Here is a 22,932-nt window from a genome sequence, read left to right as displayed (position 1 = left end):
TCCTGATAGGCTGGTACGAGCCCTCCGGCCTAGCGGATCAAGTGGTTATAGCTGCAATCTTGACCGGATCAGCGCAGCAGAGTGCATTCCATTCCTATACTGAGAGAAAACCGCAGCGGTCTGCTGCCCGCGCAACCAGAATGAGAGTCACCATGATGTCCAAAGATGGGGAAGAGCGTAAATCTATCCTGACCGAGAGCGGTACCAACGAGCTTGAGATCATCGAGTTTCACCTCAAGAAGCAGTTGCCGGACGGGCGAGAGAAGATCGCCTACTACGGGATTAACGTCGCCAAGGTGCGTGAGGTGATCCGGGTGCCGGAAACCACCGATTACCCCAATGCCCAGCGCCATATGGTGGGGGTCTTTTCCCTGCGGGAGCGCCTGATCCCGCTGGTGGATCTGGCCGGTTGGCTCGGTATCAAGACCAACCCTGACCCCAGCCACAAGGTGGTGATCGTCACCGACTTCAACAAGATGGCCAACGGCTTTCTGATCGACAGCGTCAGCAGGATTCACCGGGTCTCCTGGGAGGATGTGGAGTCCCCCAGCCAGTTTCTGGAGGCGGGGGAGAACGACTGCGTGGTGGCGGTGGTCAGGCGCGATGGCAACCTCATCATGATCCTCGATTTCGAGAAGATCATCGCCGACATCAACCCCGAGCTCAGCATGGAGAAGTACGACGTCACCCAGGATCGCAAGGTGCTCATCGACGATCGCATGATGGCGCTGCGTCAGGGCAAAACCATTCTGGTGGTGGACGATTCGGCCTTTATCCGCAAGATGATCGAGACCACCTTGCGTACCGCCGGCTATAACGTGATAACGGCCAAGGACGGGGGGGAAGGGCTGGAGATGCTGACGGATTTCGATCGTCTGGCGCAGGAGGAGAAGATGCCGGTTTCCGGCTTCGTCAATGCGGTGATCACCGATGTGGAGATGCCGCGCATGGATGGCATGCACCTGCTCAAGCGACTGCGGGATACCCCCTCCTACAAGGAGATGCCCATCGTGATGTTCTCCTCCCTGATGAGCGATGATAACCGCCAGAAGGCCCTGCAACTGGGGGCCAACGATACCATCACCAAACCGGAGATAGGGCGGATGGTGGGGATGATGGATCATATGCTGCTGGGGATCGCCCCGCCCTCGCCAGCCAACAACATCTGATCTGCTATTAACTTGCCATTAACCGGTCGAATCTTCTGACCGGTTGCCTCAAGCGGCCACTCCTTGCCAAGGAGTGGCCGCGCTGTTTTGGTTGTTTGCTGCGCCCCACACACCCCTTGTCTCCCGGATATGACTCATGTAATGATAATTATTATCATTTGTTGGTGTGAAGCGTATGACAGCAAGCTGGGTGAAGGGGTGGGTCGAGTCGACCGAAGGTGGCAGCAGTATGACCCACTGGAAGCAGCAGACCAGAGAGGGAAACCGGCTGTTTGATTGCGGCGAGTACCATCAGGCGCTGGCCCATTATCAACAGGCGCTCTGGCTGGCTCGTCAGCAATTGATGCAGTGGCACGACGCCGACGAGGCGGTGGCGGCGCTGGTTGTGGCTCACCACAATCTGGCGGATCTGCTGGTGGCCATGACCCTGCCCGATCGAGCTGCTGACCTGCTCTGCTATGTGCACGACTGCCTGCTGGCGACCTGTCACTCCCCCGCTTGCTCCTCCCGCCTGCGAGAGGCCGCTTTGCGCCATACCCGCACCACCCGTGCCGAGTTGCTGACGTTCGTACAGCGCCACGGCAGCCACGCCGCGATCATGCGTTCGCTCGGTCACTGCCTGTGCCAGAGCGATCCCTCATCCCGACTCCATTAATCCGAACAGAGGTCATCATGAGCCATACCCTGCCAGCCCTGAACTATGCCTACGACGCACTGGAACCCCATATCGATGCCCTGACCATGGAGATCCACCATAGCCGTCACCATCAGACCTATATCAACAACCTCAACGCCGCGCTGGAAGGGGCGCCCGAGCTGGCCGCTCTGCCGATTGAGGAGCTGCTGCGCCGCTTCGATACTCTACCCGCGACCCTGCTGGGGGCGGTACGCAACCACGGTGGCGGCCATGCCAACCACTCCCTGTTCTGGCGGGTGATGAGCCCGCAGGGGGGCGGTGAGCCGAGTGGCGAACTGGCGCTGGCCATCGAGCGGGAATTGGGGGGATTCGATACCTTCAAGCAGGCTTTCACTCAGGCGGCTCTGAGCCGCTTTGGCAGCGGTTGGGCCTGGCTGGTGGTGGACAAGGCGGGCAGATTGCAGGTGGAGAGCAGTGCCAATCAGGATAGCCCCCTGATGCATGGCCATGCCCTGATCCTGGGGCTGGACGTGTGGGAGCACGCTTATTACCTCAAGTACCAGAACAAGCGTCCTGACTATATCGCCGCCTTCTATCAGGTGGTGGATTGGGCCGAAGTGGCCCGCCGCTATCAGGAAGCGCGAGGCTGACCTGGTCGTAGGGAATGGGTGCGCAGGATCGCCGCCACAATCCGCGCTGCAATAACAGGACCCGCCAGTTGGCGGGTCGTCTGTTTATGGTGTGGCAGTGCTGGCGCTGGCGGCTGAAGGGGCCACCGGCAATATGGGCAAGGCCGCGCTGGGCGTCTCGGCGGCGGCTTCTGCCGCGGGTTTGGCGGGAGTGAACGGCTCGGTCGTTGCCGCTGCGGATGCAGCTGCAGTGACTTGTTCAATCGCAGCCGAGACAGCCGGAGTGACCGGTTCAGTGGCAGCCGCTGCAGATACCGCCGCTGGCTTGGTCTTATCCACGGCCGGTTTGGGCTGTTTGAGGCAGGGTTGCAGGCTGCCGATGGTGCTCAGCGAGTGGCAAGGCACAGGCAGACCGATGGGGACAGGTGCCCCGAGGAACTTGGGTCCCTTGTCCAGCACATAGAGATCGAGCAGCCCCATCAGGCGGGCAAAGACTTCCCGCACCCGGGTACGGATACCCTGATAGGCGCTGGGATCCTCGGCATTGAAGCCGACCGCGTCGATACCGAAATGGCGGGCGATGAAAATGGCTCGCTCGTTGTGAAAGCCCTGGGAGACCACGGTAAAGCGATCCTGACCGAATACCTCCCTAGCGCGAACCACTGAGTCGAGGGTGCGGAATCCGGCGAAATCCATATAGATGGCGGAGGCGGGGATGCCCGCCTTGATCAGGGCGCGCCGCATCTGGCGTGGCTCGTTGTACTGCACGGTGGCGTTGTCACCGGAGACGATGATGAAGTCCACCTTGGCATTGTTGTAGAGCTCGGCCGCCGCCTTGATGCGGTATTTGAAGTAGTGGTTGGGGCCGCCACCGGAGAGATATTTGGAGGTACCCAGCACCACCGCAACCCGGTTGTAGGGCACTTCGTCCACCTTGTCGTGGGTATAGTGGCGGGCATCCGAGACGATCCACTCGCTGTAGCCCAGCAGCATGGCAATCAGGGCCAGCAGCAAAACGAGGCAGGCGAGGAGGATCTTGGCAAACTTCTTCATGCGCGGTGCGGTCAGGGTCTGAAGTTGGGAATGGCTTTCGGCATTCTATTACAACTCGGCCGCTGGCGTCAGGCTTGATGACGGGCGGGCCGCTCATTCGGGCAGAGGTTGTCGCAGGAGAGGCCGGGAGAGCGGGAGGATGAAGCGAGGGGCTGCGGTGGCAGCCCCTCATTTTGTTGGGAGTCTATCAGTGGGCGGAGTCGTTGCCCTTGCAGGCGTCTGACTCCTTGTTGGCTTGCCACCAGGGCAGCAGATCCCGGCCGAGCCACGCCTGATAGGCATCGCTGTCGTTGGCGATCAACTGGTCCAGCTCCCCTTCGAAGTCGCTCATCGCCTGCTGCCGATCCGGATTGCGCAGCGCCTGTGCCAGCGCCAGCCAGCTGGCGCCGCGACCGGTCTCGTTGAGGAAGCGGTGCACGGTATAGGACCAGGAGTAGACCATTTCGCCACCCTGCTCGTAATCGAGGTGGAGGATCGCCGCCAGTGTCGGGCGCTGGTTGGCGGGGCGGTTTGCCACGTTATCCAGACCCCGGGCAAAGCACTGGCCGTGGGCGATGTACTCTGCAATCCCCTCGGCCCACCAGGTGGTGCGGTTGAGCGGATAGTGGCCGAAGCTGCCGTACTGGTTGAAGCGGCCATCCAGATAGTGAACGTACTCGTGGCGCAGGTTCCACACCTGGAAGGCGGGGCGTTTCCACTCCGCCTCATAGGCGAAGAAGCGGGCTTGATTGCCGGGGCGAGCCGGATCCCCCTCGATATAGATGCCGCCATTGTCGGTGGAGACACCAAACAGCGCGCTGCCGTAGCGGCCCCAGTCGGCGGAGGAGTTGAAGATCACCAGCTCCAGCGCCTCGTTGTGATCGTCGGCCACCGGTTGCTCGCCCGTTTCCATCTGCTGGTGGAAGCGCTGCTCCTCGTCACCCAGCTCGCGGCAGATCCCCTCGGCCTGAGCCAGGGTCAGATCCTGGGCGCGCAGACGCAGGGTGGGCGAGCAGGTGTGCTCGAACGGCAGGATCTCCTCCATGCGGATTGGAGTGCAGAGCCCGGCGAACTCGCCGCTGACACAGGCCTCGCTGGTGCGATCCGTGTAGGTGAGGTAGTAGCTGGAGAGGGTCAGGGAGACCTCTTCCAGCATGGCGGCCGGATGCTGGCCGCCCGGGACCAGCCCCTGCTGGCGGATGATGGCGATGACATCGCGATCCAGCTGTTGGCGATAGGCGATCGCCTCATCCGGGCTGGTGTGGTGGAGGTAGCGCATCATCTGGTAGAGACGGCTATGGGCATCGAGGATGTTGTTGAAGATGAATAGATCCCGTGAGCCATCGCGCTGTTTCCAGAGGGCCAGCTCGCTCAGGCCCAGTTGCAGCAGGTGCTGACGCAATGCCACCTCCTGTTGCAGCACAGCTGCGCTGAAGTCTGCCTGCTGACCGTAAGAGGCGCTCTGATCGATCAGATTGAGCAGTTCGAACAGGCCATCGGCCCAGGGTTTGTGGCCATTGATCTGCGCCGCATGTTGCACCGCATAGCCGAGCGCCTGGTTGAGCTGGGCCAGCATGGGGGCGGCACTCTGGCGGAAGGCGGCCTGGCCAAGTTGTCCTTGTGCCGCCACGCTCCAGGCTTCCAGCACTGTGCCAGCCTGATCCTGCGGTTCGGCACCCAGCAGCAAGGGGTGGTTGAGCAGATCAATCATCACCCCGGCCAGTGCTCGGGCGGCCTGATCACTCTCTTTGCCAACGCCGCCGTGGTAGTTGTGGGCGCGCACATAGTAGAGCAGCTTGTCCATTGCCGGATGGGTCGGCTGGTTGGCCGCCAGCAGGGCACGCATGCCGCGCACCACCGCCATCAGCTTGGCATCATCGTGGCCGTAATCCGCCTGCCAGGCAGGGCTGTTCTGGCCGCTCACGTCGGCCACCAGTTTGGCGGCATCGCTGTCGAGCAGATCCACATCGGGCAGCTCTGGCTCGGAGCAGAGACGACCGTTGGCACGGCGGCACTCCAGCTGCTCCTCCTTGCTGGCCAGCACGATGGGGCGATTGAGTACCCGGCTCTCCTGCCACGCTTTGCTCTCTGGCAGAGATTGCCACTCGCCGCCTGCGACCGGGTATTGGTAGCCGTTATCTTGCAGCGTGACCTGCACCTCGCTGCCTGCAGGGATCACCTGACGGCAGATGCGATAGCGGATGGTGTTGCTCCCCTCCTTGCGCTCCTGCGGCTCATCACACTCCTGCTGAGGCGTGAGCTGATCCAGCTGCCACTGATAACGGCGCCAGACGTGGATCTCGCTGACCTGAGCGGCAGCCTGACTGCCTGCCACCGGTTGCAGACGGAAGAAGATCTGCTCCAACCGGCCATCCCGCTCACTCGGGGTCTCTTCAAGTACCTGCAACTGCTGCCAATCCTGCGGCTGATAGTGCCACTCCGACTCGGCGCAGCGGCCCTGCGCGTTGAGTTCGCAGCGATCCAGCTCCCTTTCACTCTGACCCAGGATGATGGCTTGTGGCAGCGGCAGACGATCCTGCCGCTGGGCGGTCGGCGTGCCCGCCAGCTGCTCCCAGCGACCCTGCTTGAGGCCATAACCGAAGTCATGACTGCTGGCGGGGATGAGCTTGCCTGCCGGAATCCGATCTTCACAGCGAACGAAGCGGATCTGCCAGCCTGCATCCACCTTGAGTTGCGGCTCGCCACACTGCTGCTCAGCCAGTGCGGCGAGATCGCTGCTCTGCCAATCGAAGCGGCGGTAGACCCTAAGCTGCTGGTAAGGAGCGTTGCTGCTGCGTGCCTTGAGTTCGTAGGTGATCTCGGTGATGCGTGCGGCCAGTTGTCGGCTCGATTCGCCAGTCAGCTGATACTGTCGCCAGTCATTGGGGGAGTAGTTGGCTTGCGCCGAGGATGTCGCCAAAAGCAGGGGGCCTGCCAGCAGTAGCCACCCGGTACCCGAACGGTTCATTTTTATCCCTTTGTTGTTGTTTGTGTATTGCCTTGCGAGTAATCGCAAGGCAATTTAACCAGTTCCAAAGGGATATCAATCGCCAATTAAAAATCAGATAAATCAATAAGATGATGGCTTTTTGAGTCTGATCGAATTTTCGTGGGCTGGCGCCGCAGTGAGGACTCACATGTTTCTTTTTGTGTTTTCAGAGCAGATCGGTAAATTGTGAGTCCGATCTCATTCAGCTTGTTGTGCCCGAGTGGTTTGTTGTCGGGCGACCTTGCCCAGCCGTTGGCGGGAGGGTTTGAGATTGCCGCCGAGATCGGGCCAGGGGAGCCAGTGGTCGGGCACCATAAAGCCGGGCAGGGCGCTGCGGATCCAGGCGGCCAGTTCGGGGTAGGGCACCGGCTCGCCGTGCCAGTCGATAAAGGCGGCGGGGCGTTGCCCCCACTCGTCGCTCGGCACCGGCACCACCAGCGCCTGGGCGATGGCGGGATGATCCACCAGTCGCTGCTCTATGGTTTCGGGCTGGATATTCTCACCGCCCGAGATAAAGAGATTATCGAGACGCCCCTCCACCAGCAGTTCCCCTGCCGCAGTGAAGCGCCCCTTGTCGCGGGTATGAAACCAGCCCTCGCCATCGAGCGGCAGTTCCAGCTCGCCCGCCCGGTAGTAACCGGCAAACAGGGTGGCGCCGCGCACGCAGATCTCCTGCTCCCGAATGCATACCTCCCGCCCCGGTAGCGGTTTGCCAACCACACCGGCATCGCCGGGGATCGCAGTGCAGACCTGACTGCCCATCTCGGAGAGACCATAGCTTACCTTGGGTGCGAGCCCCATGGCGCAGAGGCGACTCACCAGCGGCTGCGGAATGGCGGCACCACCGAGCAGCAACTCGCGCAATCGGGTACGGGCGGGATCAAAACCCTCTGCCAGCAGGCGCCAGAGCTGGGTCGGCACCAGGGACAAGTGAGTGATGGGCTGGCACTCCAGCCGCTCCTTGAGGGGCCGTTCACGCTGATCCAGCACCAGAGTTGCGCCCGCCAGAAAGACCCGAAACAGGATGGCGTAGCCGCCGATATGGAACAGCGGCAGGGAGAGCAGCCAGCCGGATTCCTCATCGAGGGGAATGAGGGTGGCAGAGCCGCGCGCCGAGGCGAGGTGGTTGCAGAGTCGATGCACCACCGCTTTCGGCGTACCGCTGGAGCCCGAGGTGAGGATCATGTTGTTGAGCTGGGTCGATGCCAGCGGCCACGTTTCCTCGCTTGTCGGCAGTTCGTGCGTGAAGTCGAGCCGCAAGGGTTGCCACTCTCCTGCCGGGATCTCCCCTGCCGACCAGAAGGCATCGGCATCGAGTTGCGTGGCCAGCTCGCGCTGCTTTTCAAGGGGAAAGGCGGGATTGAGTGGACAGAACACCACGCCGCTGCGCACGCAGGCCCAGGCCAGCAGCACATCTTCCAGCGACCCGCGCACCACCGCCGCCAGATGATCGCCACGGCGCACCCCAGCCTGTTCCAGCTGTTGGCACAGGCTGTTGAGGCGGGCATCGAGCTGGCGATAACTGAGGGGCGAGGCGGCGTGGATGGCAATGCGGTTCGGGGTGGTGATTGCCCGGTGGCGTACCGGGCAAGGCGTCTGTTCGGGTGAGCGTGAGGGGTCAATCACGGTAATACAGTTTCTCCAGTCGGCTCAGATCCGGTTTGCCATCTTCCCCCAGCAGATTGCCCGCCATCCAGCGGCGGGTATCGAGGCCCGGGGCCTGTTCCGGTGCCCATTCGCCCGCCAGATGGAACAGCTGGTTCAGGCCCAGATCCGATTCGAAGCAGGAGGAGATGATCACCTTGAGCCGCAGTTCGCGGGCGCGGGCGATCAGCGTTTCGCAGTTGGCCAGTGAACCGAGCAGGGTGGGTTTGAGCACCAGTGCGCGCAGTTGCGGGATCGGCTCCCACGGCTTGCCTTGCGCCAGCAGCTCGTCCAGCGCCACCGGCATGCCGGTACGGTTGGCGACAAAGGCGATGTCGGCAAAGTCGGCGCAGGGGTCTTCCAGATACTCGATGCGATTAGGGTCGAGGTGGCCACAGAAGGTCCACGCCTCCTCGCGGGTCCAGCCCTGGTTAGCATCCAGCACCAGCTTGAGGGAGGGCACCCGATCGCACAGCAGGCGGATCAGCGCCAGCTCGTCACGCATCGGGTAGCGTGCCACCTTCAGCTTGGCCTTGCTGGGTGTGCGGTGCAGCCACTCTTTCCAGTTGCGCAGCAGCTCCTGGGGGGAGCCTTGAATGAGGGGATAGGGCTCCGGCAGCGGGTTGCGCTGCTCGGGCCATGTCCGGCGCGCGCAGTCGAGGCCAAATTGCACCGACGGCAGCACGGGGTTCGGGGTGTCGCCGGCGGCCAGGGCCGCCAGCGCGGCAAGGGCTTCCGCCTCTGCCTGTTGCAGGCTCTCTTTCGAGAAGCCGGGCAGGGGGGCTATCTCCCCCCAGCCGTCGTTGATGCGCACCAACAGCCCCTCTCGCGCCACCTCCACCTTGCCGTGAAAGGTCAGTGGCTGGGTAAAAGGCAGTTGATAGCGATACAGGGCTAGTGTCATCAGGGATTCCGCTTGTATTTGGAGAAGTCGGGGCGACGTTTTTCGTTGAAGGCGTTGCGGCCTTCCTGACCCTCTTCGGTCATGTAGAACAGCATGGTGGCATTGCCTGCCAGCTCCTGCAAGCCCGCCTGACCATCACAGTCGGCGTTGAGGGCCGCTTTCAGGCAGCGCAGCGCCATCGGGCTGTTTTGCAGCATTTCGCGGCACCAGCGCACGGTTTCGCGCTCCAGTTCGGCCAATGGCACGACGGTGTTGACCAGACCCATGTCGAGGGCTTGGCTCGCATCGTACATGCGGCAGAGGAACCAGATCTCGCGGGCCTTCTTCTGGCCGACGATGCGAGCCATGTAGGAAGCCCCCCAACCGCCGTCGAAGGAGCCCACTTTCGGCCCGGTCTGGCCAAACTGGGCGTTGTCGGCGGCGATGGTCAGGTCACACATCATGTGCAGCACGTGACCGCCACCGACCGCGTAGCCTGCTACCATGGCAACCACCGGTTTCGGGCAGGTGCGGATGTCGCGCTGGAAGTCGAGCACGTTGAGGTGGTGAGTCCCCTCGTCATCACGGTATCCACCGTAGTCGCCACGGATCTTCTGGTCACCGCCAGCGCAGAAGGCTTTCTCGCCAAAACCGGTCAGGATGATGGTGCCGATATGATCGTCATAACGGGCATCGGCCAGCGCCTGCAGCATCTCTTTGACGGTGCGGGGACGGAAGGCGTTGCGGACCTGGGGACGGTTGATGGTGATCTTGGCAATGCCATCGCCGGACTTGTGATAGAGGATGTCCTCGTAACCGGCGGAGCAATCCTGCCACTCAACAGGAGCGTACAGTTCCGCTTCGGTCATTGCTTCAATCATGGTTTTTTCCTTCTGATCTGGTCGAGCGCAGTTGAGCACCGAGTTGAGCAAAGAGTTGAGCACAGCGTTGAGCAATCCCGGCATGTTGAACAGGTGCGTACAGTTCAGCTTCCGTCATTGCTTCAATCATGACTCGTCTCTTCTTGTTGGTTGACCCACTCCGCGAGGAGTCGGGCAAAGGTTTCTGGCTGATGGGCGTGCAGGTTGTGGCCGCCTTCCAGCACCAAGTGGTTGATTTTGCGATGTTGACTCGCCAGCTGGCAAGCCAGCTGATGGAATTTGTGATCCCGCTTGCCACTCACCCAGGTGACCGGCAGCTGGCACTGCATGAGCCAGGGGGCGAGATCCGGCTGCTTGCCGAGCGAGGTGGCGTGCAGCATGGTGGCGATGGCCTTGCCATCATTGTCGAGGCGGCGGGCGATCTGGCGGGCGCGGGCCGCGTCGTCGAGATCGGCAAACACCCCTTGTTGATACCAGTCTGCCAGCACGTCAGCCAGGGGCTCCTGCTCGAAACGCTGCGCCCATTGCTCATCGTGCTGGATGCGGGCGGCCCGCTTACTGGCCGGTAGCCCCGGGTGGCAGTTCTCCAGCAGCAGCCCTTGCAGCCCGGCGGGCTCGCGGCTGGCGTGATAGAGCGCCAGTCGCCCCCCCAGCGAGTAACCCGCCAGCAGATAGTGTTCAATATTGCGGCTGGCCAGCTCGGCAACCAGCCACTGGTGACTCTGCTCAAAATCATCGACGGTCAGCGTGCTATGACTGCCATGACCCGGCAGATCGAGGGCGATGCAGTGGATGGCGGGCAGCCGGTCGATCACCGGTTGCCAGTCGCCGCTATCCCCCAGCAGGCCGTGCAGCAGCACCAGCGGCACATGGGTATCTTTATTTGCCACGGATGGCGGCCCCCAGCGCCTTGAGATCATCGGCTACCTGCTCGCTCGGTACCCGGATCTCGATCAAGGTAACGCCATCTTTGAGGGCGGCGCAGTAATCCTGTTCGAACCCGGCCAGGGTGGTCGGCGCGCGATAGGCGAGGCCAAACATGGTGGCGGCATGTTCGAAACCGAGGCCGTGGGGCAGCCGGTAGTAGCTCTCCAGCAGCTCCCCTTCGGTGGGCACCGGCAACATACGGAAGATGCTGCCGCCATCGTTGTTGAGCAGGATCACCACCAGCGGTCGACTCGCCTTGCCGAGCAGGGCCAAGCTGTTGAGATCGTGCAGGGCGCTGAGATCGCCAAGCAACAGGGTCGTTGGCTGGTCGCTCGACTGGGCAAAGCCATAGGTGGTGGCGATCAGGCCGTCGATGCCGGAGGCGCCGCGGTTGGTCATCACCCGGCTCGGCCCCTTGCCCGTGTCACCGAGCATATCCATCAGTCGGGCTGGCATGCTGTTGCCGACAAACAGTTGCCCTTCGATAAGGGAATTGAGGCGATGGCAGACCCCGAGCTCGGAGAAGCGCTCGCAGGCAGCGGCGATCTGCTGGCTGGAATTGTGTTGCTGCTCGGCCAATTTGTGCCAAGGGGCTTGTGTGGTGACCGGATGGGCGGCAGCAAAGGCGCTGGCACTGCAGAGCAGCCGGTTGCGCAGCCGATAGTCGGGGTCGAGCCGCGCCGGTTGCGGATCCACCAGCCAGTAATCCTGCCATGAATGGTGCTTGATGAACTGGCCGAGTCGCTTGGAGACAAGCCGCGCGCCAAATTGCAGCAGCACCTCGGCGCGGCCCAACTCGGCGACGAATTCGGGGTCGTTGAGCGCCAGATCCATGTGGATGAGGTTCCGGTTATCGCAGCGGAGCTGGCTCTGCAGATCCGCCAGCAGCGGCCAGCCGAGTTGTTCTGCCAGCGCGGCGACCGTCTGTGCCTGTTCGGGATCCGTGATCCGTCCGGCCACAATTACCCCGCGCTTGTGCTGCCATTCGCGCCACTCGGGTTGCGGCGGGCAGCTCGGCTCGCTTTGCTGCCACGGGCTCCATGGCCTGTGGGAGCTGAGCCAGTTGCCGAGGGGGGCCAGATAGTCGGAGAAATCCTGATAGTGCTCGCCCGGGTAGAGCGGCTCGGGGTACATGCAGTTGAAGTGCACCACCCCGGGGGTGAGCGCCTGTTTGGCCAAGGCTTGATCCACCGAGCTCAGCACAAACGCCGCCGGAATGGTCGGGGTGGGGCTCGGCAGGTTCTGTTGATAGACGGGGTAGCGGCCGAAGATCCCCTGCTGGTCTATCGCCTGATTGGCGCCGTTGTCGATAAGCTCGTGAGGGCGATCGGCGGAAAGAATAATCAGCGGCACGCCGGTGAGCTGGGCCTCTGCCACTGCGGGCCAGAGGTTGGCCACGGCTGTGCCGGAGGTCATGATCACCGCCACCGGCCGGTTGCTCCCCTTGGCCAGCCCCAGCGCCATAAAGCCGAGGCCGCGCTCGTCAAAGTGCAGGTGACGGCGAAAGCCCTGATGGGCCGCTGCCGCCATGGTCAGCGGCGCAGAGCGGGAGCCGGGGGCCAGCGCGATGTCGCGTACCCCGAGGCGAAAGAGCTCCTCCAGCAAGAGGGAGGACCAGACGTGGTTGAAGGTGGCGTGCTGGCTCGAAAACGGGGGGCAGGCAAACTCTTCGCTGGCAGGCTCTTTACTGATCGGCATAGGGGCTCTCGCGGGTTGAAAAGGGGTCATGGCTATCCCAGCAGGGAGAGCACATTGGCGATCTTGTTATCGAGTTCAGCCCACTCGGCGGCAGGCTCGGAACCGGCGACAATGCCAGCACCGGCAAACAGGGTGACGCTGCCCGGTTGAATGCGGGCGCTGCGAATGGCGACCGAGAACTCAGAGGTTTCCCGGCTCAGCATGCCGCAGGCGCCAGCGTACCAGCCCCGGTCATAGGGTTCGAACTCGCGGATGAAGGCCAGCGCCGCCTCGCGCGGAGCACCTCCCACCGCAGGAGTCGGGTGGAGGGCGTCGAGCAGTTGCCAGTCGCAGACACCGGGCTTGAGTTCGGCCTCGATATCGCACTTGAGATGTTGCAGCAGCCGCAATTTGAGAATGCGTGGCTCGGTCAGGGTGGCATCGTGGGCCAGCGGCGCCAGCCTGCTCAGGATGTCGGCGTGCACCAGCCGGTTCTCCAGCCGGTTCTTGCTGTCGGCCAGCAGCTCGGCGGCCAGTTGGGCATCCACCTCCTCATCGCCGGAGCGGCGGATGGTGCCCGCCAGCGCCTCGGTAAAGAGGTGGCTCCCTTCCCGGCGGTAGAGCCGCTCGGGGGAGCAGGCGATAAAGGCCTGCTCGGGGGAGAATTGAAAACCGAAGTGGAAGCAGTCCTGAGCGTGGCGGGCCCACTGGTCGAGCATGGCCCAGGGACACACATCACCATTGCCGTGCTGGCTGGTCAGCACGCTCTCCCGCGACAGCACCACCTTGGGGGTGTGGGCCTGAAAATCGGGGGCGGTGACGCGCTCCACCAGCGTCTGCCACTGGGTGGGGCCGGGGCAATCCTGTCGCTGCCAGGGCTGCTTTTGCAGGGCGGGCAGCGGGGTTTCCGGGCGCAGGGCATCGAGGGCTGCTTCGGCGGCCTGCAGTTCGGCCTCGAGATTGTGGTCATCCAGCCACAGGTTGAGGCAGAGGCTGACGCACTCGCCACGGCGCACCAGCTCGATGCGTGGCAGCACGAAACGGCAGGGGCCAAACCCTTGCCAGCCGGATTGGGCCGGATCGAACGCCAGTCCGCCATAGTAGCGGGGGCTGTCGTCGTGATGCTGGCTGGCGTTGGCGCACACCTGCTTGATGGCGTGCGGCTCGGTCAGTTCATGGATGGCGCCCAGCGCGACATACTCGGGACGATCCTCTCCACGGGCCTGCCAGTAGATGCGGGGATAGAGGGTTTGCGCCGCGAGCCAGCCCAGAAAGGAGCGGATCTCGATTGCCACTCGCAACCGCACGAAGCCGCTGACGTTGCTGTGACGCAGGGCGTCCAGTTGTTGCTTGATATGGGTCTGAGCCAACATGGATTCTTTTCTGAGCCGGGTAGTAACGAGCGATCCGGTAGCAGGATGCCGTAGGTTTATGCCAAAGGGCGATGATTTCCTATATATTATCTGCCCATTCGTCCATGTAAATCGCCCGAGGGAGCTTCACTCTCCGGGGCCAAGTATACCCAAATCCGGTTCGATAACCCTTAACACGATCAATATCCGATTGTTTGGCCATCACAATATGACAAATACCTTCTCTGTTTGGTTGCTGGCGGCGCGTTTGCGAACACTGCCGCTCGCCTGCTCTTCCATCCTGCTGGGCTCGGGGCTGGCTGCCAGTCGTGGTGCCTTCGATGGCACCATCATGGCGCTCTCGCTGCTGACCGCCATCCTGCTGCAGATCCTCTCCAATCTGGCCAACGATTACGGCGATGCGGTCTCCGGCGCCGACAACGGCGAGCGGATCGGCCCGCAGCGGGCGGTGGTCTCCGGCCTCATCACCAAAAAACAGATGTGCGTGGCGATGGCGCTGACCGCGCTGGCGGCGGTGGCCAGCGGCCTGCTGTTGCTCGGCTGCGCCTTCGGTGGTCAGTGGCTGCAGATCCTGGCATTTGTGGTGCTGGGTGGCGCGGCCATCGTCGCGGCGGTGACCTACACCGTCGGCAAGACCCCTTACGGCTATCGCGGGTTTGGCGATATCTCGGTGTTCCTGTTCTTCGGTCTGCTGGGGGTGCTCGGCTCCTACTACCTCTTTACCAAGAGTCTGGAGTGGGATCTGTTGCTGCCCGCCACCGCCTGTGGTTTGCTGGCCACCGCCGTGCTCAATATCAACAATGTGCGCGACATCGAGACCGACGCCGCCAGCGGCAAGATCACCCTGGCGGTGCGCCTTGGCCGCAATCGCGCCATCGCCTATCACTGGGTACTGCTGGGGGCGGCGCTGCTGGCGACTATCGCCTTTATCCTGACCCTGCCCGCCAGTTTCTGGCCGTGGATCTTCCTGCCCGCCATGAAGCCCCTCAGCGATGCGGCGCGTACCCTGCGCGAGAGCTTCGATGGCGAGGTGCTGACCGGCGCGCTCAAAAAGACTGCCATCAGCGCGTTTCTGTTCAGCCTGCTGCTCTCCATCGGGTTGGCGCTCTCCTGACGGGGGGCGCAAACGCCAAGGCGAACAATGAACAGGGCTCCCGAGATGGGAGCCCTTTTTCTTTTCAGCTGTGCCGTCGGGTTTAGCTGGCGCGCGCCACCTTGAGGGGGCGACGGGAGAAGAGCAGGGTATCCAGCAGCCAGATGGCGATCATGGATGCGCCCACCAGCGGGAAGGCGATCCCCAGCAGGATCAGCAGGGCGATGGCACCGCGCATCGGCGGGAGTTTGGCGGGCAGCGGCGGCGCGGCGAGACGGCCCTGCGGGCGGCGGCACCACCAGATCCAGAGGCCGCTTACGGCGCTGGCCAGCACCATCAGGCAGATGATCAGCATGGCGAGCTGATGGGGCCAGCCGTAGAGCTTGCCCATGTGCAGCATGACGCCGCTCTCTACCGTCTTGGCGACCGGGCCGTAATCCTGCCAGCGCACATCGGCCAGCACCTTGCCGCTGTATTGATCGATATGCAGGGTGGCGTCGTTGCGTGGATCGTCGGCAAACAGGGCGATGGTGTAGACGCCGGTGTCGCCGACCGGCGGGGTGATGCTGTAACCCGGTTTGACGCCCCGTTCACTGGCGATCTCGACCACCTGTTGCAGCGCAATGCGCTGGCTCGCCATCACCATTCCCTCATGTTCGCCGTGGTTCATGGCGCCATGATCGTGCGCTTCATCGACCGGCTGCGAGCTGGGCATGGGGGTGTTCTCCACCGCCCAGGGGACGGTTTGTTCGTGGGCCTGATTCAGGCTGCGAGCCAGCGGTGCCGATTTGGGCACCTCGTTCCACATGGCGGCGGGGAAGCGGTTCCAGACTGCGGCAAACTGATCGCCCCAGAAACCGGTCCAGGTCATGCCGCTCAGCAGCAACAGCAGCAGGAAACCGGCACCCCAGAAGCCGACCACGGCGTGCAGATCCCGCCACCAGAGGCGTCCGCGCTGGCTCACTCTGGGCCAGAGGATGCCGCCCACCCCGGGCCCCTTGCGTGGCCACCAGAGGTAGAGACCGCTCAGCAGCAGCACCAGCCCCCAGCCTGCAGCCAGTTCGATCAGCCGATCCCCGGTGGTGCCGAGCAGCAGGTCGGCGTGCAGGGCGCGGGCCACTGCCTGCAGATTCCACTTGTTGTCCATGGTGCCGAGCAGGGCGCCGTTGGCGGGATCGAGGAACAGGGTCAGCTCCTGTTCGCCCCGATTGACGATGAACTGGGCGCTCTGGTCGGGAGCGGCAGGCGGCAGATATTTACGCAGGCTGGCATCGGGCATGGTCATCATCGCCTTGGCCAGCAGCTGGTCGGCACTCAGGGCCTGGCTGGCGGGGGCAACCTTCATCAGCTCGGGGTACATCAGGTTGTCGAGCTGGGGTTTGAACAGATAGACGATCCCGGTCAGCGAGAGCAGGATCAGGAAAGGAGCGACAAAGAGACCGGCGTAGAAGTGCCAGCGCCAGATCCGTTGGTAATGACTCGAGTCCCTGTTTTTCATTGCACATCCTTGTTGGGGGGGTAAACCTTTCGGCTGGTGGAATGTTTGTGGCGGCGCGGATAATAGCAGTAACGTTTCGTTAACTGCAATCACACATCTCGAGGTCGGTTCAGTGCGGGATGGCGGTGATATGGTGTGCTGACAGGGTGATGGCGGCTTGCCGGATAGGATGAGAAGGCTTTTGGGGACGCGTGTTTGCTGCTGGACTTTTCTTTATAAATTATTACCTTGTGATAACAATCTGCAGGCGGTGGTGGTAACGGAATGGGAGCAGTCATGCAGCCACATGGGCAATTCGACATGGAGCGCAGGGGCCAGATGCTGATCTGTCGCCCGCGTGGCCCCTTCAATCTGGCGGGGGCCGTGGCCTATGAAGCGGGTTTTCGCCACGAGCTGGCCGGACTGGTGGATCGCCCCTGGGGGATTGTCGAGGTCGCGACCGAGTTCGAAGCGGCCGGGCCCGAGGTACTGGCCCGTTTTCGTCGCCAGTTTGGCTGGTGTGCCGAGAGTGGCTGTCAGTTTCTGGCGGTGGTGCTGGCGGGGGGCTTCAAGCGCTATCTGGCGGATAACATCTTCAAGGACCTGCCGTTTCGGGCGGTGCGTTACTTCGAGCAGGAGGCCGCCGCTATCCAGTGGCTGGGGGAGCAGCTCACAGCCACTCCCTGCGAACCAGCGGGCGCTTGACCACTTCGCATCCTGCCTGGCCTAGGCTCACTCCAGCTTGATAAACCACTTGTCCCGCTCGTCAACGCAGTCGGGTTCACCCATTTCGAATTCACGGCAGATCAGCGGTCGCACCTCGTAGATACGGCACATCATGGTGTTGCGGTCGAGCGCCGCACACCAGCCATCTTCCAGTCGGTGCATCACGGGCACCTGTCCCTCTATCTCGTCCACGTAGCGATCCGGTACGCCGGTATCGGTAAACAGCATCACTTCGAGGCGGCAGCAGCAGGCTTCGCAGTTCTGGCAGCTGACTTCGGCTTGGGGTTCTCTGTTCATCTGTGTTGTCCATGCCATCGGAATGGCACATTTTCGATAAAAAACAGGCGCCTGCAAAGGCGCCCGTGCTGTGGTTCATGACAAGTCGGGCAGAGATGCTGCCCGCCATCGCCCTTAGCCCAGTTTGCGGGCGCGGTAGCTGCGCCCCTTGATCTTGCCTTCCTGCAACCGCTTGAGGGCGGCGCTCGCCACGCTGCGCTTCACGGCGACGTAGGAGTACTGCTCGGAGATCTGGATCTTGCCGACGTCGGCGCCGGCAATGCCGCCTTCGCCAGTCAGGGCACCCAGAATGTCACCGGCCCGCACTTTGGTCTTGCGGCCTGCATCGATGGAGAGGGTCACCATCTGCGGCGCGATCGGCTTGATGTCGCGGCCGATGCTGTCGAGATCACCCAGCGGCATCGGAGCCTGCTGGTACTCTTCGATGAAGTTGACGCGCTGAGCTTCGTTCGGCTGATAGAGGCTCAGAGCCAGACCCTGCTGGCCGGCACGACCGGTACGGCCGATGCGGTGCACGTGCACTTCCGGATCGTAGGTCAGCTCGTAGTTGATGACGGCGCCCAGCTCCTTGATGTCGAGACCACGGGCCGCCACGTCGGTGGCCACCAGAATGGTGGCGCTGCCGTTGGCAAAGCGCACCAGCACCTGATCCCGCTCGCGCTGTTCCAGATCGCCGTTCAGCGCCAGCGCCGAGAAGCCCTTGGCGGCCAGATGGTCGGCCACGTCGTTACAGGCGCGCTTGGTGTTGCAGAACACCACGCAGGAGCTGGGCTGGTAGTGGCTCAGCAGCCAGGTGAGGGCATCGAGGCGCTGACCAAAGGGGACTTCGTAGAGCTTCTGTTCGATGGCGCTGCCTTCGTGCAGGGACTCCACGCTCACCTCGACCGGATTGCGCTGCACGCCGCGGCTCATCTGGGCGATCCCTTCCGGATAGGTAGCGGAGAACAGCAGGGTCTGGCGGCGCTCGGGGGCATAGCTGATGACCCGGTTGATGTCTTCACCAAAGCCCATGTCCAGCATGCGATCCGCTTCGTCCAGCACCAGCGTTTCCAGGCTCGAGAGCTCCAGTGTGCCCTGCTCCAAATGCTTGAGAATGCGGCCCGGGGTGCCGACGGCGATGTGGGCGCCAAAGCTCAGGGTGGCGGATTGCGGTGCAGTCGGGGTGCCGCCGCACAGGGTGACCAGCTTGACGTTGGGCAGGGCGCGCGCCAGACGACGGATCTCCTGAGCCACCTGATCCGCCAGTTCGCGGGTCGGACAGAGCACCAGCGCCTGTACGTCGACACGGTTGACGTTGAGGCGGGAGAGCAGGCCGAGGGCGAACGCAGCGGTCTTGCCGCTACCGGTTTTTGCCTTGGCGATCAGGTCTTTGCCTTCGAGTACCAGGGGCAGGCTCTGGGCCTGGATCGGGGTCATCTGCAGGTAACCCAGGCTGGTGAGGTTTTCTTGCAGGGCGGGGGAGAGATTGAGGCTGCTAAATTCGCTGTTGTTCACAAAAGGACTCTATTTCGGAGAAAACGGGGATGCGCCGTGCGCAAGGGCGCGCATTGTATCAGAAAGCGCTGCCGGATGTGGCGGATTTTTGAACGGTTGGCCACGAGGATGCATGCCGGGTTCATTTGTTGCCAAACCGATCGCGGGCAATCACTGACAATGTAATAAGGACTATTTTTCAAACACGCATCTAATTATTTATCGCGGATAAACGTTTTCCAATTTCGGTATTTCAATATACTGGCTGAAAAATATTCCACGAGCAGCGACTACGCCGCAATGGATGTTGCGAAAATGCTGCTCGAACATTTTCAAAAAACATGAAAACGGCACCTGCATTGCCCAACATGATGTTTTAAAAGGATTTATGTTATCTATGTTGTGCGATTAATATCAGTTCATTGCGTAATTAATTTAAAAACGTTTGTATTATCCTGCATGCATATTATTGGGCGGGATTGTGATGGCTATCTGATTTTTAAATGTGCAAATGTCTATGATGGCGCCGGTCAAAAATTACAATTCACTCAGGTGCTACAGGTATGGAATACGTTCACTTTGTGCTCGGACTGGTGATGGTCCTCGCTCTTGCTTTGCTGGCTAACCGCCACAACTGGAAACAGATCAAACTGCGTTATATCGGCCAACTGCTGGTGGTCGAACTGGCGCTGGCCTGGTTCATGCTGAACTCCGAAGTGGGTCTGGCGGTGGTGGGGGGCTTTGCGGCCGGCTTCACCAAGTTGATGGAGTTTGCCAAACAGGGTACCGACTTCGTGTTCGGTGGCCTGGTTAACGAAGGGGCCTTCTCCTTCTTCCTGATGGTGCTGATGCCCATCGTCTTCATCTCCGTACTGATCGGTATTCTGCAGTACATCCGCTTGCTGCCGCTGGTGATCCGCGGTATCGGTACCGTGCTGGCCAAGATCAACGGCATGGGCAAGCTGGAGTCTTTCAACGCCATCAGCTCGATGATCGTCGGTCAATCCGAGAACTTCATCGCCCTCAAGAACATCCTGCCGCACCTGAACGAGAAGCAGATGTACACCCTGGCTGCGACGGCGATGTCTACCGTCTCCATGTCCATCGTCGGTGCTTACATGCAGCTGATCGAGCCGCGCTACGTGGTTGCCGCGCTGGTGCTCAACATGTTCAGCACCTTCATCGTGCTCTCTCTGATCAACCCGTACGAGCCGGATAACTCCGTGACCGACATCAAGGCCATTGCCGAAGGTGACGAGCACCATACGCCGAAGAAAGAGAACTTCTTCGAGATGCTGGGCGAGTACATCATGGCCGGTTTCACCGTTGCCGTTATCGTGGGTGCCATGCTGGTCGGCTTCATCGCTCTGATCGCCCTGGTCAACTACCTGTTCGAGATGGCATTTGGCGTGAACTTCCAGTTCGTCATGGGCTACCTGTTCTACCCGATCGCCTGGATCCTGGGTATCCCGAGTGGTGAAGCGCTGCAAGCGGGCTCCATCATGGCGACCAAGCTGGTGACCAACGAGTTTGTGGCGATGATGGATCTGGGCAAAGTGGCTGCCGAGCTCTCTCCGCGTACCGTCGGCATCCTCTCCATCTTCATGGTCTCTTTCGCCAACTTCAGCTCTATCGGCATCATCGCCGGTGCGGTAAAAGCGCTGAACGAAGAGAAGGGCAACATGGTTTCCCGCTTCGGTCTGAAGCTGGTCTACGGTTCTACCCTGGTCAGCCTGCTCTCTGCGGTTATCGCAGGCATCATGATCTGATCCTCTAGTGGTTCGCGCCACTGCTTGAGCCCCTGACTTTGTCAGGGGCTTTTTTGTTTCTGGCTCACAGCCGCCAGCCGCACCACCAGCCAGCAACCAGCAGGGTGAGGGTACAAAAGCCGGTTTCGAGGGCGCCGCCACTACGCAGTGGCCAGCCCGGCAGCCGGAAGCGGCGCTTGATGGGCCAAAAGAGCGGAATGCCCGCCGGGGTGAGCCAATCCCCCAGCAGATGGCTGAGGTAGCCGACGATCAGGGCATCCTTGACCCCCACGGGCAGGGTGCCCGGCGGCAGGCTCTGGTTCAGCCCCCAGACGGCGGCGGCGACTGCCAGCAGGCTGTGGGTGAAGCCGCGATGGCCGAACAGCCGCGACAGGGGTTTGGAGATCCACGGCAGTCGCTGCCCCAGCACCGATTTGGGGTGGTCGAGGTCAGGCAGCAGGGCGCTGGCCAGCGCGGCAGGGATGGTCTGCCACAGGCTGGCATCGGCCAGCGCCGGAGTGAGCTGCAGTTTGTGGGCGATCAGGGTGCAGGTAACGGAGAAGAGCAGGTGCCCTTGGGCGGTCATGATGATTACGGCGTGGACAAGATGGCGGCGCATCTTACCAGCCTGATGGTTGTGGTCAGCAGTTATTTTAAAAATCAGGATGTTACGGCGAAAAAGCGCCCAAACAGGGCGCCTTTAGGGTCTCTTTACAGCTTGCCTTTGACCAGCCACTTGTCGAGGGCGTTGGCGAAGCGCTGTTTGTCGGCGGCATTGAAGGGGGCCGGGCCGCCGGTCTGCACACCGGCCGAGCGCAGCTCTTCCATAAAGTTGCGCATGCCGAGCCGCGCCTTGATGGTCTCGCGGGTGTAGATCTCGCCACGGGGATTGAGCGCCTCGCCACCGGCATCGATCACCCAGGAGGCGAGGGGAATATCGCCGGTGATCACCAGATCGCCGGGCTGAACCTGCTGGGCGATGACATGATCTGCCACATCGAAACCCTTATCTACCTGCTGGGTTTTGATGAAGGGGGAGGGGGGCACCCGCAATCCCTGATTGGCCACCAGGGTGGTGACGACCTGAGCGCGGTGGGCGGCGCGGTAGAGGATCTCCTTGACCGGAATGGGGCAGGCATCGGCATCGACCCAGATGGGCATGGCATGGTTTCCTGTAGTGAAAGCGGAGAGAAAACGAGAGCGGGCATCTTAACACAAGCCTCCCCTTGCCGGTGCGGGGCTGAGTCTGCCCCGCCTTTCGTGTAAGCTGGGGCCAGCACATGCAACGAGAAGGAGACGAGATGGATCGGGTGCCCGGTGAAGTGATTTATGCCCTGACCCTGGATGGCAAGGGTGGCATGGCGCCGCTGACGGCGGGAAGCGAGATCCCGGGGGATCGCCCCGGCTGGCTGCATCTGGATTACGGCCATCCCGATTCGGCGCGCTGGCTGCTGCAAACCCCGCTGTTGGGTGAGGCGGCCAAGGAGTCGCTGCTCGGCCAGAGCAATCGTCCCAAGCTGGTGCGGATGGGGGAGACGGTGCTGCTGATCCTGCGTGGCATCAACCACAACAAGGATCACCGGCCCGAAGAGATGGTGGCGCTGCGCATCTTCATCACCCCGGATCTCATCATCAGCAGCCGTCGTCGCCCGCTGCTCTCCGAGCAGGATGTGTTCAACCAGCTCAAGCTGGGGGGCGGCGCCGATACCCCGGCCGACTGGCTGGTGGAGATCTGTGACGCCCTGACCGACAGAGCGGGAGAGTTTGTCGAGGAGCTGCACGACAAGATCCTCGATCTGGAGGAGATGGTGCTGATGCGCGACCTGCCCGCCAATGGCCGCCTGGCGCTGATCCGCAAGCAGCTCATCATGATCCGCCGCTACCTCTCCCCCCAGCGGGATCTGGTGGCGCGCCTCGCCAACGAGAAGATCAGCTGGCTGGATGAGGATGACCGCCGCCGTCTGCTCGATATCGCCGACCGGTTGCGGCGCTGGCTCGATGACCTCGATGCCGGAGTGGCGCGTACCGCCGTGCTGGCGGACGAGATCAACAATCTGATGGCGGAGGCGACCAACCGCCGCGCCTACCAGATGTCGGTAATGGCGCTGCTGTTTTTGCCCGCCAGCTTCCTGACCGGTCTGTTTGGCATCAACCTGGGGGGGATTCCGGGGGCCGAGAGTCCGACCGCCTTCTGGGTCTTCTGCGGATCCCTGGTGGCGCTGGCCAGCGGGCTGGCCATCTGGCTCAAGCACCGGCGTTGGTGGTAGGGAGGCATAA

The 22,932-nt window shown here is 62.1% G+C and carries 21 protein-coding genes; 7 read left to right on the top strand and 14 right to left on the bottom strand.

Annotated elements, in window-relative coordinates; all coding sequences use genetic code 11:
- Window positions 1–152 precede the first annotated feature (152 nt).
- The 3 genes from I6G90_RS13355 (at window position 153) to I6G90_RS13345 (ending at window position 2,456) form a co-directional block, all read left to right on the top strand.
- Complete coding sequence (locus I6G90_RS13355; RefSeq protein ID WP_042057572.1) at window positions 153–1,169, top strand: chemotaxis protein CheV; 1,017 nt, start codon at window positions 153–155, stop codon at window positions 1,167–1,169.
- A gap of 175 nt (window positions 1,170–1,344) precedes the next feature.
- Window positions 1,345–1,824: a hypothetical protein gene (locus I6G90_RS13350; RefSeq protein ID WP_197927878.1), complete on the top strand. Its 480-nt coding sequence runs from the start codon at window positions 1,345–1,347 to the stop codon at window positions 1,822–1,824.
- A gap of 17 nt (window positions 1,825–1,841) precedes the next feature.
- Window positions 1,842–2,456 (top strand): superoxide dismutase, encoded by a 615-nt coding sequence (locus I6G90_RS13345; RefSeq protein ID WP_197927876.1) that lies wholly within the window; start codon window positions 1,842–1,844, stop codon window positions 2,454–2,456.
- Between the two features lie 84 nt (window positions 2,457–2,540).
- On the opposite strand, the gene I6G90_RS13340 is transcribed toward I6G90_RS13345, so the two are convergent.
- From I6G90_RS13340 to I6G90_RS13300, 9 genes are all read right to left on the bottom strand, one after another.
- Entirely contained in the window at window positions 2,541–3,488 is a 948-nt protein-coding gene (locus I6G90_RS13340) for a SanA/YdcF family protein (protein ID WP_197927874.1), read from the bottom strand.
- Between the two features lie 187 nt (window positions 3,489–3,675).
- On the bottom strand, window positions 3,676–6,435 hold the full coding sequence (locus I6G90_RS13335; protein ID WP_197927872.1) for a collagenase: 2,760 nt from the start codon (window positions 6,433–6,435) through the stop codon (window positions 3,676–3,678).
- A 219-nt stretch (window positions 6,436–6,654) separates the two neighbouring features.
- Window positions 6,655–8,082: an o-succinylbenzoate--CoA ligase gene (gene menE, locus I6G90_RS13330; RefSeq protein ID WP_197927870.1), complete on the bottom strand. Its 1,428-nt coding sequence runs from the start codon at window positions 8,080–8,082 to the stop codon at window positions 6,655–6,657.
- Complete coding sequence (gene menC / locus I6G90_RS13325) at window positions 8,075–9,004, bottom strand: o-succinylbenzoate synthase (protein ID WP_197927868.1); 930 nt, start codon at window positions 9,002–9,004, stop codon at window positions 8,075–8,077. Before menC ends, menE begins: the two co-directional genes overlap by 8 nt.
- A complete protein-coding gene (menB, locus tag I6G90_RS13320; RefSeq protein WP_139729934.1) occupies window positions 9,004–9,864 on the bottom strand; it encodes a 1,4-dihydroxy-2-naphthoyl-CoA synthase in 861 nt (286 codons plus the stop codon). The genes menC and menB overlap by 1 nt, the downstream gene beginning before the upstream one ends.
- Complete coding sequence (locus I6G90_RS13315) at window positions 9,857–9,994, bottom strand: hypothetical protein (RefSeq protein WP_156135269.1); 138 nt, start codon at window positions 9,992–9,994, stop codon at window positions 9,857–9,859. Before I6G90_RS13315 ends, menB begins: the two co-directional genes overlap by 8 nt.
- Complete coding sequence (menH, locus tag I6G90_RS13310) at window positions 9,987–10,784, bottom strand: 2-succinyl-6-hydroxy-2,4-cyclohexadiene-1-carboxylate synthase (RefSeq protein ID WP_197927866.1); 798 nt, start codon at window positions 10,782–10,784, stop codon at window positions 9,987–9,989. Before menH ends, I6G90_RS13315 begins: the two co-directional genes overlap by 8 nt.
- Window positions 10,744–12,489: a 2-succinyl-5-enolpyruvyl-6-hydroxy-3-cyclohexene-1-carboxylic-acid synthase gene (gene menD / locus I6G90_RS13305; protein ID WP_197927864.1), complete on the bottom strand. Its 1,746-nt coding sequence runs from the start codon at window positions 12,487–12,489 to the stop codon at window positions 10,744–10,746. Before menD ends, menH begins: the two co-directional genes overlap by 41 nt.
- A gap of 32 nt (window positions 12,490–12,521) precedes the next feature.
- A complete protein-coding gene (locus I6G90_RS13300; protein WP_197927862.1) occupies window positions 12,522–13,841 on the bottom strand; it encodes an isochorismate synthase in 1,320 nt (439 codons plus the stop codon).
- Window positions 13,842–14,049: 208 nt separating this feature from the next.
- Between I6G90_RS13300 and I6G90_RS13295 the strand changes: the two genes are divergently transcribed.
- On the top strand, window positions 14,050–14,955 hold the full coding sequence (locus I6G90_RS13295; RefSeq protein ID WP_197927860.1) for a 1,4-dihydroxy-2-naphthoate polyprenyltransferase: 906 nt from the start codon (window positions 14,050–14,052) through the stop codon (window positions 14,953–14,955).
- A gap of 82 nt (window positions 14,956–15,037) precedes the next feature.
- Here I6G90_RS13295 and I6G90_RS13290 read toward each other — a convergent pair whose 3' ends face one another.
- On the bottom strand, window positions 15,038–16,432 hold the full coding sequence (locus I6G90_RS13290) for a PepSY-associated TM helix domain-containing protein (protein ID WP_197927858.1): 1,395 nt from the start codon (window positions 16,430–16,432) through the stop codon (window positions 15,038–15,040).
- A gap of 276 nt (window positions 16,433–16,708) precedes the next feature.
- Between I6G90_RS13290 and I6G90_RS13285 the strand changes: the two genes are divergently transcribed.
- Window positions 16,709–17,116, top strand: coding sequence for a hypothetical protein (locus I6G90_RS13285; protein WP_197927856.1), 408 nt, complete (start codon window positions 16,709–16,711; stop codon window positions 17,114–17,116).
- A 27-nt stretch (window positions 17,117–17,143) separates the two neighbouring features.
- On the opposite strand, the gene I6G90_RS13280 is transcribed toward I6G90_RS13285, so the two are convergent.
- Both I6G90_RS13280 and dbpA read right to left on the bottom strand, forming a co-directional pair.
- A complete protein-coding gene (locus tag I6G90_RS13280; RefSeq protein ID WP_042057550.1) occupies window positions 17,144–17,434 on the bottom strand; it encodes a YkgJ family cysteine cluster protein in 291 nt (96 codons plus the stop codon).
- Window positions 17,435–17,548: 114 nt separating this feature from the next.
- Window positions 17,549–18,928 (bottom strand): ATP-dependent RNA helicase DbpA, encoded by a 1,380-nt coding sequence (gene dbpA, locus I6G90_RS13275; protein ID WP_042057548.1) that lies wholly within the window; start codon window positions 18,926–18,928, stop codon window positions 17,549–17,551.
- Between the two features lie 542 nt (window positions 18,929–19,470).
- Between dbpA and I6G90_RS13270 the strand changes: the two genes are divergently transcribed.
- Complete coding sequence (locus tag I6G90_RS13270) at window positions 19,471–20,676, top strand: NupC/NupG family nucleoside CNT transporter (RefSeq protein ID WP_058053158.1); 1,206 nt, start codon at window positions 19,471–19,473, stop codon at window positions 20,674–20,676.
- A gap of 64 nt (window positions 20,677–20,740) precedes the next feature.
- Here I6G90_RS13270 and I6G90_RS13265 read toward each other — a convergent pair whose 3' ends face one another.
- Together I6G90_RS13265 and I6G90_RS13260 are read right to left on the bottom strand one after the other, a co-directional pair.
- The gene (locus tag I6G90_RS13265) at window positions 20,741–21,241 is read right to left on the bottom strand and encodes a metal-dependent hydrolase (RefSeq protein WP_042057626.1); all 501 of its coding nucleotides are present in this window, start codon (window positions 21,239–21,241) and stop codon (window positions 20,741–20,743) included.
- A 125-nt stretch (window positions 21,242–21,366) separates the two neighbouring features.
- Window positions 21,367–21,816, bottom strand: coding sequence for a YaiI/YqxD family protein (locus I6G90_RS13260; RefSeq protein ID WP_042656600.1), 450 nt, complete (start codon window positions 21,814–21,816; stop codon window positions 21,367–21,369).
- Between the two features lie 140 nt (window positions 21,817–21,956).
- On the opposite strand from I6G90_RS13260, the gene zntB reads away from it, so the two are divergent.
- Window positions 21,957–22,922: a zinc transporter ZntB gene (zntB, locus tag I6G90_RS13255; RefSeq protein WP_058053159.1), complete on the top strand. Its 966-nt coding sequence runs from the start codon at window positions 21,957–21,959 to the stop codon at window positions 22,920–22,922.
- Window positions 22,923–22,932: the final 10 nt, after the last annotated feature.

Source organism: Aeromonas allosaccharophila (assembly GCF_016026615.1).
Classification (GTDB): Bacteria; Pseudomonadota; Gammaproteobacteria; order Enterobacterales; family Aeromonadaceae; genus Aeromonas; species Aeromonas allosaccharophila.
The sequence above is the reverse complement of the archived record's forward strand: the minus strand, read 5'-3'. Positions and strand labels throughout refer to the sequence as shown.

Excerpts from the sequence above, each read along its gene's own strand:
- I6G90_RS13355 (WP_042057572.1), top strand. The coding sequence starts at position 153 with ATGATGTCCAAAGATGGGGAAGAGCGTAAATCTATCCTGACCGAGAGC.
- I6G90_RS13350 (WP_197927878.1), top strand. The coding sequence starts at position 1,345 with ATGACAGCAAGCTGGGTGAAGGGGTGGGTCGAGTCGACCGAAGGTGGC.
- I6G90_RS13345 (WP_197927876.1), top strand. The coding sequence starts at position 1,842 with ATGAGCCATACCCTGCCAGCCCTGAACTATGCCTACGACGCACTGGAA.
- I6G90_RS13340 (WP_197927874.1), bottom strand. The coding sequence starts at position 3,488 with ATGAAGAAGTTTGCCAAGATCCTCCTCGCCTGCCTCGTTTTGCTGCTG.
- I6G90_RS13335 (WP_197927872.1), bottom strand. The coding sequence starts at position 6,435 with ATGAACCGTTCGGGTACCGGGTGGCTACTGCTGGCAGGCCCCCTGCTT.
- menC (WP_197927868.1), bottom strand. The coding sequence starts at position 9,004 with ATGACACTAGCCCTGTATCGCTATCAACTGCCTTTTACCCAGCCACTG.
- menB (WP_139729934.1), bottom strand. The coding sequence starts at position 9,864 with ATGATTGAAGCAATGACCGAAGCGGAACTGTACGCTCCTGTTGAGTGG.
- I6G90_RS13315 (WP_156135269.1), bottom strand. The coding sequence starts at position 9,994 with ATGATTGAAGCAATGACGGAAGCTGAACTGTACGCACCTGTTCAACAT.
- menH (WP_197927866.1), bottom strand. The coding sequence starts at position 10,784 with ATGATCTCAAGGCGCTGGGGGCCGCCATCCGTGGCAAATAAAGATACC.
- menD (WP_197927864.1), bottom strand. The coding sequence starts at position 12,489 with ATGCCGATCAGTAAAGAGCCTGCCAGCGAAGAGTTTGCCTGCCCCCCG.
- I6G90_RS13300 (WP_197927862.1), bottom strand. The coding sequence starts at position 13,841 with ATGTTGGCTCAGACCCATATCAAGCAACAACTGGACGCCCTGCGTCAC.
- I6G90_RS13295 (WP_197927860.1), top strand. The coding sequence starts at position 14,050 with ATGACAAATACCTTCTCTGTTTGGTTGCTGGCGGCGCGTTTGCGAACA.
- I6G90_RS13290 (WP_197927858.1), bottom strand. The coding sequence starts at position 16,432 with ATGAAAAACAGGGACTCGAGTCATTACCAACGGATCTGGCGCTGGCAC.
- I6G90_RS13285 (WP_197927856.1), top strand. The coding sequence starts at position 16,709 with ATGCAGCCACATGGGCAATTCGACATGGAGCGCAGGGGCCAGATGCTG.
- I6G90_RS13280 (WP_042057550.1), bottom strand. The coding sequence starts at position 17,434 with ATGAACAGAGAACCCCAAGCCGAAGTCAGCTGCCAGAACTGCGAAGCC.
- I6G90_RS13270 (WP_058053158.1), top strand. The coding sequence starts at position 19,471 with ATGGAATACGTTCACTTTGTGCTCGGACTGGTGATGGTCCTCGCTCTT.
- I6G90_RS13265 (WP_042057626.1), bottom strand. The coding sequence starts at position 21,241 with ATGACCGCCCAAGGGCACCTGCTCTTCTCCGTTACCTGCACCCTGATC.
- I6G90_RS13260 (WP_042656600.1), bottom strand. The coding sequence starts at position 21,816 with ATGCCCATCTGGGTCGATGCCGATGCCTGCCCCATTCCGGTCAAGGAG.
- zntB (WP_058053159.1), top strand. The coding sequence starts at position 21,957 with ATGGATCGGGTGCCCGGTGAAGTGATTTATGCCCTGACCCTGGATGGC.